At 66.5% G+C, this 15,482-nt stretch carries 20 protein-coding genes; all 20 read left to right on the top strand.

The features are described from left to right. The first annotated feature begins 52 nt into the window (after nt 1-52). The 20 genes from HWX36_RS32330 to HWX36_RS32235 all read left to right on the top strand — a co-directional run bounded on the left by HWX36_RS32330 (nt 53) and on the right by HWX36_RS32235 (nt 15,471). Nucleotides 53-874 carry an ABC transporter ATP-binding protein gene (locus tag HWX36_RS32330; protein ID WP_175957879.1) on the top strand — a complete coding sequence of 274 codons (822 nt, stop codon included), beginning with the start codon at nt 53-55 and terminating at the stop codon, nt 872-874. Next, a complete protein-coding gene (mlaE, locus tag HWX36_RS32325; RefSeq protein WP_006477137.1) occupies nt 871-1,638 on the top strand; it encodes a lipid asymmetry maintenance ABC transporter permease subunit MlaE in 768 nt (255 codons plus the stop codon). Before HWX36_RS32330 ends, mlaE begins: the two co-directional genes overlap by 4 nt. A gap of 24 nt (nt 1,639-1,662) precedes the next feature. Continuing rightward, nucleotides 1,663-2,223 carry an outer membrane lipid asymmetry maintenance protein MlaD gene (gene mlaD / locus HWX36_RS32320; RefSeq protein WP_175957878.1) on the top strand — a complete coding sequence of 187 codons (561 nt, stop codon included), beginning with the start codon at nt 1,663-1,665 and terminating at the stop codon, nt 2,221-2,223. A gap of 31 nt (nt 2,224-2,254) precedes the next feature. Continuing rightward, nucleotides 2,255-3,166: a VacJ family lipoprotein gene (locus HWX36_RS32315; protein ID WP_175957916.1), complete on the top strand. Its 912-nt coding sequence runs from the start codon at nt 2,255-2,257 to the stop codon at nt 3,164-3,166. A gap of 111 nt (nt 3,167-3,277) precedes the next feature. Next, entirely contained in the window at nt 3,278-3,907 is a 630-nt protein-coding gene (locus tag HWX36_RS32310) for an ABC transporter substrate-binding protein (RefSeq protein ID WP_175957877.1), read from the top strand. Beyond that, nucleotides 3,904-4,179: an STAS domain-containing protein gene (locus HWX36_RS32305; protein ID WP_175957876.1), complete on the top strand. Its 276-nt coding sequence runs from the start codon at nt 3,904-3,906 to the stop codon at nt 4,177-4,179. Before HWX36_RS32310 ends, HWX36_RS32305 begins: the two co-directional genes overlap by 4 nt. A 192-nt stretch (nt 4,180-4,371) precedes the next feature. Next, complete coding sequence (locus HWX36_RS32300) at nt 4,372-5,298, top strand: ABC transporter ATP-binding protein (RefSeq protein ID WP_175241006.1); 927 nt, start codon at nt 4,372-4,374, stop codon at nt 5,296-5,298. Further along, nucleotides 5,295-6,050, top strand: a complete 756-nt coding sequence (locus tag HWX36_RS32295; protein WP_175957875.1) for an ABC transporter permease — start codon at nt 5,295-5,297, stop codon at nt 6,048-6,050. The genes HWX36_RS32300 and HWX36_RS32295 overlap by 4 nt, the downstream gene beginning before the upstream one ends. Before the next feature lie 56 nt (nt 6,051-6,106). After that, nucleotides 6,107-6,346, top strand: a complete 240-nt coding sequence (locus tag HWX36_RS32290) for a BolA family protein (RefSeq protein WP_006477131.1) — start codon at nt 6,107-6,109, stop codon at nt 6,344-6,346. A 14-nt stretch (nt 6,347-6,360) separates the two neighbouring features. Continuing rightward, nucleotides 6,361-7,710, top strand: a complete 1,350-nt coding sequence (gene murA, locus HWX36_RS32285; protein WP_175957874.1) for a UDP-N-acetylglucosamine 1-carboxyvinyltransferase — start codon at nt 6,361-6,363, stop codon at nt 7,708-7,710. Further along, nucleotides 7,707-8,360: an ATP phosphoribosyltransferase gene (gene hisG, locus HWX36_RS32280; RefSeq protein WP_175957873.1), complete on the top strand. Its 654-nt coding sequence runs from the start codon at nt 7,707-7,709 to the stop codon at nt 8,358-8,360. The genes murA and hisG overlap by 4 nt, the downstream gene beginning before the upstream one ends. 24 nt (nt 8,361-8,384) lie before the next feature. Further along, on the top strand, nt 8,385-9,701 hold the full coding sequence (gene hisD, locus HWX36_RS32275; protein WP_175957872.1) for a histidinol dehydrogenase: 1,317 nt from the start codon (nt 8,385-8,387) through the stop codon (nt 9,699-9,701). 142 nt (nt 9,702-9,843) lie between these two features. Further along, nucleotides 9,844-10,917: a histidinol-phosphate transaminase gene (hisC, locus tag HWX36_RS32270; protein ID WP_175957871.1), complete on the top strand. Its 1,074-nt coding sequence runs from the start codon at nt 9,844-9,846 to the stop codon at nt 10,915-10,917. A gap of 64 nt (nt 10,918-10,981) precedes the next feature. Further along, entirely contained in the window at nt 10,982-11,569 is a 588-nt protein-coding gene (gene hisB, locus HWX36_RS32265; protein WP_006477126.1) for an imidazoleglycerol-phosphate dehydratase HisB, read from the top strand. 66 nt (nt 11,570-11,635) lie between these two features. Continuing rightward, nucleotides 11,636-12,256 (top strand): MarC family protein, encoded by a 621-nt coding sequence (locus HWX36_RS32260; RefSeq protein WP_175957870.1) that lies wholly within the window; start codon nt 11,636-11,638, stop codon nt 12,254-12,256. Then, entirely contained in the window at nt 12,253-12,894 is a 642-nt protein-coding gene (gene hisH, locus HWX36_RS32255) for an imidazole glycerol phosphate synthase subunit HisH (RefSeq protein ID WP_014898304.1), read from the top strand. The genes HWX36_RS32260 and hisH overlap by 4 nt, the downstream gene beginning before the upstream one ends. A gap of 163 nt (nt 12,895-13,057) precedes the next feature. Next, nucleotides 13,058-13,813: a 1-(5-phosphoribosyl)-5-[(5-phosphoribosylamino)methylideneamino]imidazole-4-carboxamide isomerase gene (hisA, locus tag HWX36_RS32250; RefSeq protein WP_175957869.1), complete on the top strand. Its 756-nt coding sequence runs from the start codon at nt 13,058-13,060 to the stop codon at nt 13,811-13,813. A gap of 106 nt (nt 13,814-13,919) precedes the next feature. Beyond that, a complete protein-coding gene (gene hisF / locus HWX36_RS32245) occupies nt 13,920-14,693 on the top strand; it encodes an imidazole glycerol phosphate synthase subunit HisF (RefSeq protein WP_175957868.1) in 774 nt (257 codons plus the stop codon). Next, nucleotides 14,693-15,109 carry a phosphoribosyl-AMP cyclohydrolase gene (gene hisI, locus HWX36_RS32240; protein WP_175957867.1) on the top strand — a complete coding sequence of 139 codons (417 nt, stop codon included), beginning with the start codon at nt 14,693-14,695 and terminating at the stop codon, nt 15,107-15,109. The genes hisF and hisI overlap by 1 nt, the downstream gene beginning before the upstream one ends. Next, complete coding sequence (locus HWX36_RS32235) at nt 15,106-15,471, top strand: phosphoribosyl-ATP diphosphatase (RefSeq protein ID WP_006485344.1); 366 nt, start codon at nt 15,106-15,108, stop codon at nt 15,469-15,471. Before hisI ends, HWX36_RS32235 begins: the two co-directional genes overlap by 4 nt. The last annotated feature ends 11 nt before the right edge of the window (nt 15,472-15,482 follow it).

Below are 15,482 nucleotides of genomic sequence, written 5' to 3'. Positions count from 1 at the left end.
TCCAAGGCAGGCCCTATAATTCGGCGTTCTGCGTAAAAGGACTGTCCGCTCCGTGAGCCCCACTCCTACCGAGACCCTGCTGGAACTTCGCGACGTCGACTTTGGCTACGGCGACCGCCTCGTCCTGTCCAACCTGAACCTGCGCTTCGGGCGCGGGCAGGTCGTCGCGGTCATGGGCGGCTCGGGTTGCGGCAAGACGACCGTGCTGCGCCTGATCGGCGGCCTCGTGCGTGCGCGCCGCGGCCAGGTGCTGTTCGACGGCGCCGATGTCGGCGCGCAAACGCGCGACGGCCTGTACGCGCTGCGCCGCAAGATGGGCATGCTGTTCCAGTTCGGCGCGCTGTTCACCGACATGTCGGTGTTCGAGAACGTCGCGTTCGCGCTGCGCGAGCACACCGACTTGCCCGACGACCTGATCCGCGACCTCGTGCTGATGAAACTCAACGCCGTCGGGCTGCGCGGTGCGCGCGACCTGATGCCGTCCGAGGTGTCGGGCGGGATGGCGCGCCGCATCGCGCTGGCACGCGCGATCGCGCTCGATCCGCAGCTCATCATGTACGACGAGCCGTTCGCGGGCCTCGATCCGATCTCGCTCGGCATCACCGCGAACCTGATCCGCACGCTGAACCAGGCGCTGGGCGCCACGTCGATCCTCGTCACGCACGACGTGCCGGAATCGTTCGCGATCGCCGACTACGTGTATTTTCTGGCCAACGGCGGCGTGCTTGCGCAGGGTACGCCCGACGAACTGCGCGCGTCGACCGATCCGAGCGTGCGGCAGTTCATCGACGGCGCGCCGGACGGCCCGTTCAAATTTCATTACACGAGCCCGCCGCTTGCCGCGGATTTCGGGCTCGGCGGAGGGCGCGCATGATCAGCGCGATCGGACGTTACGTCATCGGCGGCCTCGAGCGCGCGGGCTACGGCACGCGCCTGTTCGTGCGCCTCGTGCTGGAATTCTTCCCGCTGCTGCGCCGGCCGCGGCTGGTCACGAAGCAGATCCACTTCCTCGGCAACTATTCGTTCGTGATCATTGCCGTGTCGGGCCTGTTCGTCGGCTTCGTGCTCGGCCTGCAGGGGTATTACACGCTGAACCGCTACGGTTCCGAGCAGGCGCTCGGCCTGCTGGTCGCGCTGTCGCTCGTGCGTGAGCTCGGGCCGGTCGTCACCGCGCTGCTGTTCGCGGGCCGCGCGGGCACGTCGCTCACGGCCGAGATCGGTCTGATGAAAGCCGGCGAACAGCTCACCGCGCTCGAGATGATGGCGGTGGACCCGATCAAGAACGTGATCGCGCCGCGCATGTGGGCGGGCATCATCGCGATGCCGCTCCTCGCCGCGATCTTCAACGCGGTCGGCGTGCTCGGCGGCTACTTCGTCGGCGTCGTGCTGATCGGCGTCGATCCGGGCGCGTTCTGGTCGCAGATGCAGGGCGGCGTGCAGGTCTGGGCCGACGTCGGCAACGGCGTGCTGAAGAGCATCGTGTTCGGGTTCGCCGTGACCTTCATTGCGCTGTATCAAGGGTATGAAGCGAAGCCCACGCCCGAAGGCGTGTCGCGCGCGACGACCAAGACGGTCGTGTTCGCGTCGCTCGCCGTACTCGGCCTCGATTTCCTGCTGACCGCGCTGATGTTCAGCTAAGCCTCAGCCAAGCCAAATTTTGGGATGACGATGAAAAAGACTGCTCTCGACTTCTGGGTCGGCCTGTTCGTGGTGGTGGGCTTCCTTGCGGTGCTGTTCCTGGCGCTGAAGGTCGGCAACATGAGCTCGCTGTCATTTCAGCCGACCTATTCGGTGAAGATGAAATTCGACAATATCGGCGGGCTGAAGCCGCGCGCGGCCGTGAAGAGCGCGGGCGTCGTGGTCGGCCGCGTGAAGACGATCGGCTTCGACACGAACACGTACCAGGCGCTTGTCACGATCGATATCGATGGCCAGTACCCGTTCCCGAAGGATTCGTCGGCGAAGATCCTGACGTCGGGCCTGCTCGGCGAGCAATATATCGGCCTCGATCCGGGCGGCGACACCGAAATGCTGAAGTCGGGCGATACGATCACGATGACGCAATCGGCGATCGTGCTCGAGAACCTGATCGGCCAGTTCCTGTACAGCAAGGCTGCCGATGCGGGCGGGGCGAAGCCTGCAGCCGGTGCGCCGGCCGCGCCTGCACCGGTGGCGGTGCCGGCGTCGGCGGTGTCCGCCGCGTCCGGTTCGGCGGCCCAATAACCACACGAGAGAAAACAAGAGGGTAATGACCATGCAGACGATCCGCATTAGGCAGGCCGCGCTGGCGGTGGCGGCAGTCGCCGCGTTGAGCGGCTGCGCGACCGTGCAGACGCCGACCAAGGGCGATCCGCTCGAAGGCTTCAACCGGACGATGTACAAGTTCAACGACACGGTCGACACGTATGCGCTGAAGCCGGTCGCGCAGGGCTACCAGTACGTGGTGCCGCAGCCGGTGCGTGACAGCGTGACGAACTTCTTCTCGAACATCGGCGACGTCTACATCGCGGCGAACAACATCGTGCAGCTGCGGATCGCGGACGGCGTCGGCGACATCATGCGGGTCGTGATCAACACGGTGTTCGGCGTCGGCGGCCTGTTCGACGTCGCGACGATCGCGAAGCTGCCGAAGCACACGGCCGACTTCGGGATCACGATGGGCCGCTACGGCATGCCGTCGGGCCCGTATCTCGTGCTGCCGCTGCTCGGCCCGAGCACGCTGCGCGACACGGCCGGCCTGGGCGTCGACTACGTCGGCAACCCGCTCACCTACGTGAAGCCGGATAGCGTGAGCTGGGGCCTGTTCGGCGTCAACCTCGTCAACACGCGTTCGAACCTGCTCGGCGCAGGCGACGTGCTGGATGCCGCGGCCCTCGACAAGTATTCGTTCGTGCGTAACGCGTACCTGCAGCGCCGCCAGATGCTGATCAGCAACGCCCGCGGCGAGGCGGCCGCGACGTCGGGCAGCGACGCGCTGCCGAAGTACGACCTGCCGGAAGACGGCGCGGCGCCGGCGGCAGCCGGTACGGCGGGCGCGGCGGTGGCCGCACCGGCTTCGGGCACGGCCGAATCGCCGAACCCGGCCAGCGAAACGAACGTGCCGGCGATGCAGGTGGCGCCGCCGTCGCCGGGCGGGCTGCGCTTCCCGAGCATCCGGCTGCACTGACGCATTTACATTCGTTACAGCCCGAAACGATTCAGTCGGTAGCGTGCGCGAACTTGCGCGTAAGCTACCGGCTCCAACCTCCGCATCGACTCATTCATGCAGGTCACTATGATGAAAAAACTGTTCCTGATCCCCGTTTTCGCGGCGCTGTTCTCGTTCGGCAGCGCAGCCCACGCGCAAGTCGACCAGTCGAACCCGCAAGCGCTGATCAAGACGGCGACGCAGCAGGTGCTCGACGAAGTCAAGCAGCAGACGATCAAGCAGGGCGACACCAACCGCATCATTACGATCGTCAACAAGGACATCCTGCCGTACACCGATTTCCGCCGCACCACGCAGCTCGCGATGGGGCGCAACTGGCGCACGGCCACGGCCGAGCAGCAGCAGCAGGTCCAGGAGCAGTTCAAGCTGCTGCTGATCCGCACGTATTCGGGTGCGCTGGCGCAGCTGAAGCCGGACCAGCAGATCCAGTACCCGCCGTTCCGTGCCGATCCGGCCGATACCGATGTCGTGGTCAAGACGGTCGCGATGAACAACGGCCAGCCGGTCCAGATCGATTACCGCCTGTACAAGACGACGAACGGCTGGAAGGTGTATGACCTGAACGTGCTCGGCGCGTGGCTGATCCAGACGTACCAGCAGCAGTTCAACGAGAAGATCCAGCAGAGCGGCGTGGACGGCCTGATCCAGTTCCTCACGCAACGCAACCAGCAACTTGCCGCCGGCAAGCAAGCGTCGTGAGCGGCTTCGAGGCCGGCTCCTCGCTGACCGTCGCGAGCGCGAAGTCCGCGCTCGCGGACGGTCTTGCGCGCATCGGCGCGGGCGCGACCGCCGTCGATTGCGCGGCGCTGGCGCAGTTCGACTCGTCCGCGCTCGCCGTGCTGCTCGCATGGCAACGTGCCGCCAAAGCGCGCGGCGCGACCCTCGACATCCTCAATCTCCCCCCGAAGCTCGCCAGCCTCGCGCGCGCCTACGGCGTCGACGCGCTCATCGAGGGCACCGGGCGACATTGACCCTGTCCGACCGGAGCCTGCCGCGCCGCCCGGCGCGCGCACGCTCCAGGCCGCGTGCCTCCGGCACCGGCTCCACCAGCCGGTTTGCCCTATAATCAAGCGTTTTGCGGGGCAGCCAATCGGCGTCCGGCCCCCATTTTCTTTCGCAGCAAGCACAGAATAGGCGTCGCGGCCATTGCGTCGCGCACAGTCATGTCAGCCATAGAAATCCGTCACGTCAAGAAGCGCTACAAGTCGCTTCAGGCGCTCAAGGGCGTCAGCCTGTCGGTCGAGGAAGGCGAGTTTTTCGGTCTGCTCGGCCCCAACGGCGCAGGCAAGACCACGCTCATCAGTATCCTCGCCGGGCTGGCCCGGGCCGACGAAGGCAGCATCTCGGTGCGCGGCCACGACGTCGTCAAGGACTTCCGCGGCGCGCGCCGTGCACTCGGCGTCGTACCGCAGGAGCTCGTTTTCGATCCGTTCTTCACCGTCCGCGAGACGCTGCGGATCCAGTCCGGTTATTTCGGGCTGCGCCGCAACGACGACTGGATCGACGAAGTGATGGCCAATCTCGACCTCACCGAGAAAGCCGACGCGAACATGCGCGCGCTGTCGGGCGGGATGAAGCGCCGCGTGCTGGTCGCGCAGGCGCTCGTGCACCGGCCGCCCGTGATCGTGCTCGACGAACCGACCGCCGGCGTCGACGTCGAATTGCGCCAGACGCTGTGGAAATTCATCTCGCGCCTGAACCGCGAAGGCCACACGATCGTGCTGACCACGCACTACCTCGAGGAAGCCGAGTCGCTGTGCGACCGCATCGCGATGCTGCGTCGCGGCGAAGTGGTCGCGCTCGACCGCACCGACGCGCTGCTGCGCCGCTTCGCCGGGCTGCAGCTCTACCTGCGCCTCGCGGCCGGCGCCCTGCCGTCCGAGTTGCGCGGGCTGGAGTCCGACCCGGCCGCCCGCGCGCCGGGCGAGCACCTGCTGCGCCTCACGAGCTATGACGATGTCGAGCGGATCCTCGCGCAATGCCGCGCGGCGGGCTGTACGTTCGACGAGATCGAGGTCCGCAAGGCCGACCTCGAGGATGTGTTCGTCCAGGTGATGAACGGGGCCGAGGTGATCGAGGGTCTGGCATGAGCGGGTTTCAAACGCTGTTCTACAAGGAATTGCTGCGCTTCTGGAAGGTGTCGTTCCAGACGGTGCTCGCGCCCATCGTGACGGCGCTGCTGTACCTGACGATCTTCGGCCACGCGCTGTCGGGCCGCGTCGAGGTCTATCCGGGTGTCGAGTACGTGAGCTTTCTCGTACCGGGCCTCGTGATGATGAGCGTGCTGCAGAACGCGTTCGCGAACAGCTCGTCGTCGCTGATCCAGTCGAAGATCACCGGCAACCTCGTGTTCGTGCTGCTGCCGCCGCTGTCGTACCGCGACATGTTCGGCGCGTACGTGCTCGCGTCCGTGGTGCGCGGCCTCGCGGTCGGCACCGGCGTGTTCGTCGTGACGATCTGGTTTGTCCCGATGCATTTCGCGGCGCCGCTGTTCATCATGGCGTTCGCGCTGCTCGGCTCGGCGATCCTCGGCACGCTCGGCCTGATCGCCGGGATCTGGGCCGAGAAGTTCGACCAGCTCGCCGCGTTCCAGAACTTCCTGATCATGCCGCTGACGTTCCTGTCCGGCGTGTTCTATTCGACGCACTCGCTGCCGCCCGTGTGGCGCGAGATCTCGCGTCTCAACCCGTTTTTCTACATGATCGACGGCTTCCGATTCGGGTTCTTCGGCGCGTCCGACATCAACCCGTTCGCGAGCCTCGCGATCGTCACCGGTTTCTTCGTGCTGCTCGCGCTGATCGCGATGCGGCTGCTCGCGACCGGCTACAAACTGCGTCATTGATATCGACAGGCAGCGGCCGCCATCCGGGCGGCGCGCGCCGACAGGAGCCTTACACCATGTTGCCGACTCCCGAACAGGTCAAGCAATACATCGCCGGCGGTCTCGCCTGCACGCATCTGGAAGTCGAAGGCGACGGCCAGCATTTCTTCGCGACGATCGTGTCGGCGGCCTTCGAAGGCAAGCGGCCGATCCAGCGGCACCAGCTCGTCTACGCGGCGCTCGGCGATCGCATGAAGCAGGAAATTCACGCGCTCAGCATGAAGACGCTGACGCCCGCCGAATGGCAGAACGCATAAACGGAAATCACTGAGTGCAAGTCACCGTCAACGAGCGCGACGCCGTCCAGAGCGTCGCCACGGCACACCCGGCCGCCAACGGGGAATCGCATGGCCATGGGATGGACAAGCTCGTGATCGAAGGCGGCCACCGCCTGTCGGGCGAGATCGTCGTGTCGGGCGCGAAGAATGCCGCGCTGCCGATCCTGTGCGCGGGGCTGCTTACCGGTGATCCGGTCGATCTCCACAACGTGCCGAACCTCAAGGACGTGCGCACCACGCTGAAGGTGCTGAACCAGATGGGCGTGAAGAGCGAGACCGACGGCTGCCGCGTGCAGCTCGACGCGTCGCGCGTCGACAACCTCGTCGCGCCGTACGAGCTCGTGAAGACGATGCGCGCGTCGATCCTCGTGCTCGGGCCGCTGCTCGCGCGTTTCGGCGAGGCGAAGGTGTCGCTGCCGGGCGGATGCGCGATCGGTGCGCGTCCGGTCGACCAGCACATCAAGGGCCTGCAGGCGATGGGCGCCGAGATCAGCATCGAGCACGGCTTCATCGAAGCCCGCGCGAAGCGCCTGAAGGGCGCGCGCATCGTGACCGACATGATCACGGTGACGGGCACGGAAAACCTGTTGATGGCCGCGACGCTCGCCGACGGCGAGACGGTGATCGAAAACGCCGCGCGCGAGCCGGAAGTGAGCGATCTCGCACATTTGCTGGTCGCGATGGGCGCGAAAATCGACGGCATCGGCACCGATCGCCTCGTGATCCAGGGCGTCGAGCGGCTGCACGGTGCGCGCCATTCGGTGATCCCCGACCGCATCGAGGCCGGCACGTTCCTGTGCGCGGTCGCGGCGGCCGGCGGCGACGTGATGCTGACGGGCGTGCGCCCGCACATCCTCGACGCGGTGATCGACAAGCTGCGCGAAGCCGGCGTGTCGATCGAGGAAGGTGACAGCTGGCTGCGCGTGAAGATGGACCGCCGGCCGTCGGCGGTGACGATCCGCACGTCGGAATACCCGGCGTTCCCGACCGACATGCAGGCGCAGTTCATGGCCCTCAATACGGTCGCGACGGGCACCGCGCAGGTCGTCGAAACCATTTTCGAGAACCGTTTCATGCACGTGCAGGAGCTGAACCGGCTCGGCGCGAACATCACGATCGACGGCAACACCGCGCTCGTGACGGGGGTCGAGAAGCTGTCGGGCGCGAACGTGATGGCGACCGACCTGCGCGCGTCGGCGAGCCTCGTGATCGCCGGGCTGCGTGCCGACGGCGAAACGCTGGTCGACCGCATCTATCATCTGGACCGCGGCTACGACCGCATGGAAGCCAAACTGACCGCCGTCGGCGCGAACGTGCGCCGCCTTTCCGGGAGCCAAGCATGAGCGCGCCGCTGACCCTTGCCCTGTCGAAGGGCCGGATTTTCGAGGAAACCCTGCCGCTGCTGGCCGCGGCGGGCGTACAGGTCACCGAGGATCCGGAAACGTCGCGCAAGCTGATCCTGCCGACGACGAATCCCGACCTGCGCGTGATCATCGTGCGCGCAAGCGACGTGCCGACCTACGTCGAATACGGCGCGGCCGACTTCGGCGTGGCCGGCAAGGACGTGCTGGTCGAGCACGGCGGTTCGGGCCTGTACCAGCCGATCGACCTGAACATTGCGCGCTGCCGGATGTCGGTGGCCGTGTCGGCCGGTTTCGACTATGCGAGCGCCGTGCGCCAGGGCGCGCGGCTGCGCGTCGCGACGAAGTACGTCGAAACGGCGCGCGAACACTTTGCCGCGAAGGGCGTGCACGTCGACCTGATCAAGCTGTACGGCTCGATGGAACTTGCGCCGCTGGTCGGGCTGGCCGACGCGATCGTCGACCTCGTCAGCTCGGGCGGCACGCTGAAGGCGAACAATCTGGTCGAGGTCGAGGAGATCATGGCGATCTCGTCGCGCCTTGTCGTGAACCAGGCTGCGCTGAAATTGAAGCGCACGGCGCTCAAGCCGATCCTCGACGCGTTCGAACGCGCGTCGCAGAATGGCGGTTGAGCGCATCACCGTAACGGAACTCCCATGTCCATCACCATCCGCAAGCTCGATTCGACGAGCGAAGGCTTCGGCGCCGAGCTGCGCGCGCTGCTCGCATTCGAGGCGAGCGAAGACGCGGCGATCGAGCAATCGGTCGCGCAGATCCTTGCCGACGTGAAGTCGCGCGGCGACGCCGCGGTGCTCGAGTACACGAACCGCTTCGACCGGCTGAGCGCGACCAGCGTCGCCGCGCTGGAGCTGCCGCAGGACGCGCTGCAGACGGCGCTCGACGGCCTCGCGCCGAAGGCGCGCGCGGCGCTGGAAGCGGCTGCCGCGCGAGTGCGCGCGTACCACGAGAAGCAGAAGATCGAGTGCGGCACGCACAGCTGGCAGTACACGGAAAGCGATGGCACGGTGCTCGGTCAGAAGATCACGCCGCTCGACCGCGTCGGCCTGTACGTGCCGGGCGGCAAGGCCGCGTATCCGTCGTCGGTGCTGATGAACGCGATTCCCGCGCGCGTCGCGGGCGTCGGCGAGATCGTGATGGTCGTGCCGACGCCGGATGGCGTGAAGAACGACCTCGTGCTCGCCGCGGCGCTGCTCGGCGGCGTCGATCGCGTGTTCACGATCGGCGGTGCGCAGGCGGTCGGCGCGCTCGCATACGGTACGGCGACGGTGCCGGCCGTCGACAAGATCTGCGGCCCCGGCAACGCTTACGTCGCATCGGCGAAGCGCCGCGTGTTCGGCACGGTCGGCATCGACATGATCGCCGGGCCGTCGGAAATCCTCGTGCTGTGCGACGGTACGACCGATCCGAACTGGGTCGCGATGGACCTGTTCTCGCAGGCCGAGCACGACGAACTCGCGCAATCGATCCTGCTGTGCCCGGACGGTGCGTTCCTCGAGCGGGTCGAAAAGGCGATCGACGAGCTGCTGCCGTCGTTGCCGCGCCAGGACGTGATCCGCGCGTCGCTCGAAGGCCGCGGCGCGCTGATCAAGGTGCGCGACATGGCCGAAGCCTGCCGGATCGCGAACGACATTGCGCCCGAGCACCTGGAAATTTCCGCGCTGGAGCCGCAGCAATGGGGCCAGCAGATCCGCCATGCGGGCGCGATCTTCCTCGGCCGCTATACGAGCGAGAGCCTGGGTGACTACTGCGCGGGGCCGAACCACGTGCTGCCGACGTCGCGCACCGCACGTTTCTCGTCGCCGCTCGGCGTGTACGACTTCATCAAGCGCTCGAGCCTGATCGAGGTCAGCGCGGAAGGCGCGCAGACGCTCGGCGAGATCGCATCCGAGCTCGCGTACGGCGAAGGGCTGCAGGCGCACGCGAAGAGCGCCGAGTTCCGGATGAAGAACTGACCACACGTTGTGCGGGGCCGCGGCTGGCGCCGATGCGCTGCCCGGCCTGCCCCGGAACCGGGGCTGGAGACACCTGTGCAGGGCGGCAGCCGCCGCTCTGCCGACCCATTGACGCCGGCGCGACGCACGCCGGCTTGAGACCATGACGACGCCACAAGACATCATCCGCCGCGACGTGCTCGCGATGACGAGCTACCCGGTGCCGGACGCGAGCGGGTTCGTGAAACTCGACGCGATGGAGAACCCGTACCCGCTGCCCGAGACGCTCGCCGCGGCGCTCGGCGAGCGTCTCGCGCAAGTCGCGCTGAACCGCTACCCGGCGCCGCGCCCGGCCGCGCTGCTCGACAAGCTGCGTCACGCGATGGGCGTGCCGGCCGGCTGCGACGTGCTGCTCGGCAACGGCTCGGACGAAATCATCAGCATGATGTCGGTGGCCTGCGCGAAGCCGGGCGCGAAGGTGCTCGCGCCGGTGCCTGGCTTCGTGATGTACGAGCTGTCCGCGAAGCTCGCGCAGCTCGAATTCGTCGGCGTGCCGCTGAAGGCCGACCTGACGCTCGACGTCGACGCGATGCTCGCGGCGATCGCCGAGCATCGTCCGGCGATCGTCTATCTCGCGTACCCGAACAATCCGACCGGCACGCTGTACGACGATGCCGACATCGAACGGATCGTCGCGGCCGCGCGGCACAGCCTGATCGTGATCGACGAGGCGTACCAGCCGTTCGCCGTTCGCTCGTGGCTGCAGCGCGCCGCCGAATTCGACAATGTCGTCGTGATGCGCACGGTATCGAAGCTCGGCCTTGCGGGCATCCGCCTCGGCTATCTGGTCGGTTCGCCCGCGTGGCTGACCGAATTCGACAAGGTGCGCCCGCCGTACAACATCAACGTGCTGACCCAGGCGACCGCCGATTTCCTGCTCGACCACCTCGACGTGCTCGATGCGCAGGCGGCCGATCTGCGTGCGGAGCGCACGCGTCTCGCACAGGAAGTGGCCGCGCTGCCGGGCGCGACGGTGTTCCCGAGCGCGGGAAATTTCCTGCTGGTGCGCGTGCCGGACGCGGCTGCCGTGTTCGACGCGCTGCTCACCGAGCGGGTTTTGATCAAAAACGTGAGTAAAATGCATCCGTTGCTGGCTGAATGCGTGCGGCTGACTGTCGGTTCTCCCGACGAAAACGCGCGCCTGCTGGCCGCTTTGAAACTCGCGCTGCCCGGTTGAGCCTCTGGGTGCCGCAGCGCGAACGATCAATCCCCATTTACATCGACTCAGTCAAGGAATTGCCATGCGTGTGGCGGAAGTCGTTCGCAATACCAGCGAAACGCAGATCCGTGTGAAGCTCGATCTCGACGGCACGGGCCAGCAGAAGCTGGCCACCGGCGTGCCGTTCCTCGACCATATGCTCGACCAGATCGCTCGACACGGTCTGGTCGATCTCGAGGTTGAAGCGCATGGCGATACGCATATCGACGACCACCACACGGTCGAGGATGTCGGCATCACGCTCGGGCAGGCCGTCGCGAAGGCGATCGGCGACCGCAAGGGCATCCGCCGCTACGGCCATTCGTACGTGCCGCTCGACGAGGCGCTGTCGCGCGTCGTGATCGACTTCTCGGGCCGGCCGGGCCTGGAATTCCACGTGCCGTTCACGCGGGCGCGGATCGGCACGTTCGACGTCGACCTGTCGATCGAGTTCTTCCGCGGTTTCGTGAACCACGCGGGCGTCACGCTGCACATCGACAACCTGCGCGGGATCAACGCGCACCATCAGCTTGAAACGGTGTTCAAGGCCTTCGGCCGTGCGCTGCGCGCGGCGGTGGAACTGGACGAGCGTGCGGCGGGGCAGATCCCGTCGACGAAGGGCAGTCTCTGAACCTGAACTGACCGGACGGAGCGTCAAGGACAACCTCACGGCTTCGGCGCGCGGCGCCGGCTTGCGATGGATCTGCTCAAATCGTTCATTTCGCTGCTCGCGCTGATCAACCCGGTCGGTGCCGTGCCGTTCTTCCTGAGCCTGACGGCGCAGCAGACGGATGTCGAGCGGCGGCGTACGATCCGGATCGCGTCGGTGTCGGTGTTCTGCGTGATCACGGTGACGACGCTGCTCGGGCAGCAGATCATCAGCTTCTTCGGCATTTCGGTCGGGTCGCTCGAAGTGGGCGGCGGGATCATCATGCTGCTGATGGCGATCAACATGCTGAACGCGCAGATCGGCAACACGCGATCGACGCCGGAGGAGCGCCACGAGGCCGAGCTGAAGGACAACATCGCGGTCGTGCCGCTGGCGATTCCGCTGCTCACGGGCCCCGGCTCGATCAGCACGGTGATCATCTATGCGGCGAACTCGCATCACTGGTATGAGCGGGCCGGGCTGGTCGCGATCGGCGCGGCCCTGGCTGTTCTGTGTTTCGTCGCGATGCGGCTCGCCGAGCCGATCGCGGCCTGGATTGGCCGCACGGGCATCAACATCGCCACGCGGCTGATGGGTCTGATGCTGTCGGCGCTGGCGGTGGAATTCATCGTCAATGGACTGAGGGCGCTACTGCCTGCACTGAGATGAAAACTTCGATTGCGATTGTGGATTATGGGATGGGCAACCTGCGCTCGGTCGCGCAGGCGCTCAAGAAGGCCGAACCGGCCGCCGACGTGGCGATCGTCGATACGCCGGCCGCGATCCGCGCGGCCGACCGGGTCGTGCTGCCCGGCCAGGGCGCGATGCCCGACTGCATGCGCTGCCTCGGCGAATCGGGCCTACAGGAGGCCGTGATCGAGGCCTCGCGCACGAAGCCGCTGCTCGGCGTGTGCGTCGGCGAGCAGATGCTGTTCGACTGGAGCGCGGAAGGCGACACGAAAGGCCTCGGCCTGTTGCCCGGCAAGGTCGTGCGTTTCGAGCTCGACGGCCGCCTGCAGGACGACGGCTCGCGCTTCAAGGTGCCGCAGATGGGCTGGAACCGCGTGCGCCAGTCGCAGCCGCACCCGCTGTGGGACGGCGTGCCCGACGACGCGTATTTCTACTTCGTTCACAGCTATTACGTGACGCCGGACAACCCGGCGCATACGGTTGGCGAAACGGCCTACGGTGCGCCGTTTACGTCCGCGGTCGCGCGGGACAACCTCTTCGCGACCCAGTTCCACCCCGAGAAAAGCGCGGAGGTCGGGTTGCGTCTGTATCGCAACTTCGTACACTGGAAGCCGTGAACGTCGCGTGCGTGCCACAGTCGGCGGGCCGGAGAGGCCCGTCTTGCGCGGCTGGCGCGCCTAGGCGCCGAAAGAGTTGTACTAAACTAGCGAGACGGCGCGGTACCGGGTTGGCCGGTACGCGCCGGATTCTTTTCTTCTTCCACGACGATACCCGATTGCTATGTTGCTGATTCCGGCCATCGATCTCAAAGACGGTCAGTGTGTGCGCCTCAAACAGGGCGACATGGACCAGGCCACGATTTTCTCCGAGGACCCCGCGGCGATGGCTCGCAAGTGGGTCGATCTCGGCGCCCGGCGGCTCCATCTGGTCGACCTGAACGGCGCGTTCGCCGGCAAGCCGAAGAATCTCGAGGCGATCGAAGCGATCCTCGACGAAGTCGGCGATGAAATCCCCGTACAGCTCGGCGGCGGCATCCGCAGCCTCGAGACGATCGAGAAGTATCTCGACGCGGGCCTGTCCTACGTGATCATCGGCACGGCGGCGGTGAAGAACCCGGGCTTCCTGCAGGACGCGTGCACCGCGTTCGCCGGCAACATCATCGTCGGGCTGGACGCGAAGGACGGCAAGGTCGCGACCGACGGCTGGAGCAAGCTGACCGGCCACGAAGTGATCGATCTCGCGCGCAAGTTCGAGGACTACGGCGTCGAATCGATCGTCTACACGGACATCGGCCGCGACGGGATGCTGCAGGGCATCAACATCGAGGCGACCGTGAAGCTCGCGCAGGCGGTCGGGATCCCGGTGATCGCGAGCGGCGGCCTGTCGAACCTCACGGACATCGAGAATCTGTGCGAAGTGGAAGAGCACGGCGTCGAGGGCGTGATCTGCGGCCGTGCGATCTACTCCGGCGATCTCGATTTCGCGGCCGCGCAAAAACTCGCGGACGAACTGAACGGCGAACTCGACAACGCGTAAGCGCGGTTGTCCCGTTCGCCGGGGCTGCCTGCGGGCGGCCCCGACCGGAAGCCTCGCGCGAGGTTTCCGCAACCGGCCGTCCCAGCGCGGCATTTGGCGCAACATCATGGCTCTAGCTAAACGCATCATCCCCTGCCTGGACGTGACCGCCGGGCGTGTCGTCAAGGGCGTCAATTTCGTCGAGCTGCGCGACGCGGGCGACCCCGTCGAGATCGCCCGCCGTTACGACGAGCAGGGCGCCGACGAACTGACGTTCCTCGACATCACCGCGACGTCCGACCAGCGCGACCTGATCCTGCCGATCATCGAAGCCGTCGCGTCGCAGGTCTTCATTCCGCTCACCGTCGGCGGCGGCGTGCGCGCCGTCGAGGACGTGCGGCGCCTGCTGAACGCGGGCGCGGACAAGGTCAGCATGAATTCGTCGGCGGTCGCGAACCCGCAACTCGTGCGCGACGCGGCCGACAAGTACGGCTCGCAGTGCATCGTCGTCGCGATCGACGCGAAGCGCGTGTCGGCCGACGGCGAGACGCCGCGCTGGGAAGTCTTCACGCACGGCGGCCGCAAGAACACGGGCCTCGACGCGATCGAATGGGCGCGCAAGATGGCCGAGCTCGGCGCGGGCGAGATCCTGCTCACGAGCATGGACCGCGACGGCACCAAGTCGGGCTTCGACCTCGCGCTCACGCGCGGCGTGTCGGACGCGGTGCCGGTGCCGGTGATCGCATCGGGCGGTGTCGGCTCGCTGCAGCACCTGGCCGACGGCATCAAGGACGGCCGCGCCGATGCGGTGCTGGCCGCGAGTATCTTCCACTACGGCGAACACACGGTTGGCGAGGCGAAGCGCTTCATGGCCGACCAAGGCATCCCGGTGAGGCTGTGATGAATACGGAAAAGAATGCATTGCCCGCGTGGCTCGACAAGGTCCGCTGGGACGACAGCGGCCTCGTGCCGGTGATCGCGCAGGAAGCGTCGACGAACGACGTGCTGATGTTCGCGTGGATGAACCGCGAGGCGCTGGCGAAGACGATCGAGACGCAGCGTGCGGTCTACTATTCGCGCTCGCGCAAGCGCCTGTGGTTCAAGGGCGAGGAGTCGGGCCACGTGCAGCACGTGCACGAGGTGCGGCTCGACTGCGACGAGGACGTCGTGCTGCTGAAGGTCGAGCAGGTGTCGGGCATCGCGTGCCACACCGGCCGGCATTCGTGCTTCTTCCAGAAATTCGAAGGCACCGTGGAGAGCGGCGACTGGGTCACGGTCGAACCGGTGCTGAAAGATCCCGAACACATCTACAAATGACGCAATCGACCGAAGACACGCTGCTGCGCCTCGCGGCCGTGATCGACAGCCGCAAGGGCGGCGATCCCGATCAATCGTACGTATCGCGCCTGTTCCACAAGGGCGACGACGCGGTGCTGAAGAAGATCGGCGAAGAGGCGACGGAAGTCGTGCTGGCCGCGAAGGACGTGCGCCAGGGCGGCGCGCCGACCGCGCTCGTCGGCGAGGTGGCCGATCTGTGGTTCCACTGCCTCGTGATGCTGTCGCATTTCGACTTGAGCCCGGCCGACGTGATCGCCGAGCTCGAGCGCCGCGAAGGGCTGTCGGGCATCGAAGAGAAGGCTCTGCGCAAGCGTCGCGAGCGCGAGGAAAACGGCGGGTGACAGACCCTTGT

Source organism: Burkholderia sp. BCC0405, assembly GCF_902833075.1.
In the GTDB taxonomy this organism is placed as follows: Bacteria; Pseudomonadota; Gammaproteobacteria; order Burkholderiales; family Burkholderiaceae; genus Burkholderia.
This window is presented reverse-complemented; position numbering and strand designations above follow the sequence as displayed.

Excerpts from the sequence above, each read along its gene's own strand:
- mlaE (WP_006477137.1), top strand. The coding sequence starts at position 871 with ATGATCAGCGCGATCGGACGTTACGTCATCGGCGGCCTCGAGCGCGCG.
- mlaD (WP_175957878.1), top strand. The coding sequence starts at position 1,663 with ATGACGATGAAAAAGACTGCTCTCGACTTCTGGGTCGGCCTGTTCGTG.
- HWX36_RS32315 (WP_175957916.1), top strand. The coding sequence starts at position 2,255 with ATGCAGACGATCCGCATTAGGCAGGCCGCGCTGGCGGTGGCGGCAGTC.
- HWX36_RS32310 (WP_175957877.1), top strand. The coding sequence starts at position 3,278 with ATGAAAAAACTGTTCCTGATCCCCGTTTTCGCGGCGCTGTTCTCGTTC.
- HWX36_RS32300 (WP_175241006.1), top strand. The coding sequence starts at position 4,372 with ATGTCAGCCATAGAAATCCGTCACGTCAAGAAGCGCTACAAGTCGCTT.
- HWX36_RS32295 (WP_175957875.1), top strand. The coding sequence starts at position 5,295 with ATGAGCGGGTTTCAAACGCTGTTCTACAAGGAATTGCTGCGCTTCTGG.
- HWX36_RS32290 (WP_006477131.1), top strand. The coding sequence starts at position 6,107 with ATGTTGCCGACTCCCGAACAGGTCAAGCAATACATCGCCGGCGGTCTC.
- hisG (WP_175957873.1), top strand. The coding sequence starts at position 7,707 with ATGAGCGCGCCGCTGACCCTTGCCCTGTCGAAGGGCCGGATTTTCGAG.
- hisD (WP_175957872.1), top strand. The coding sequence starts at position 8,385 with ATGTCCATCACCATCCGCAAGCTCGATTCGACGAGCGAAGGCTTCGGC.
- hisC (WP_175957871.1), top strand. The coding sequence starts at position 9,844 with ATGACGACGCCACAAGACATCATCCGCCGCGACGTGCTCGCGATGACG.
- hisB (WP_006477126.1), top strand. The coding sequence starts at position 10,982 with ATGCGTGTGGCGGAAGTCGTTCGCAATACCAGCGAAACGCAGATCCGT.
- HWX36_RS32260 (WP_175957870.1), top strand. The coding sequence starts at position 11,636 with ATGGATCTGCTCAAATCGTTCATTTCGCTGCTCGCGCTGATCAACCCG.
- hisH (WP_014898304.1), top strand. The coding sequence starts at position 12,253 with ATGAAAACTTCGATTGCGATTGTGGATTATGGGATGGGCAACCTGCGC.
- hisA (WP_175957869.1), top strand. The coding sequence starts at position 13,058 with ATGTTGCTGATTCCGGCCATCGATCTCAAAGACGGTCAGTGTGTGCGC.
- hisF (WP_175957868.1), top strand. The coding sequence starts at position 13,920 with ATGGCTCTAGCTAAACGCATCATCCCCTGCCTGGACGTGACCGCCGGG.
- hisI (WP_175957867.1), top strand. The coding sequence starts at position 14,693 with ATGAATACGGAAAAGAATGCATTGCCCGCGTGGCTCGACAAGGTCCGC.
- HWX36_RS32235 (WP_006485344.1), top strand. The coding sequence starts at position 15,106 with ATGACGCAATCGACCGAAGACACGCTGCTGCGCCTCGCGGCCGTGATC.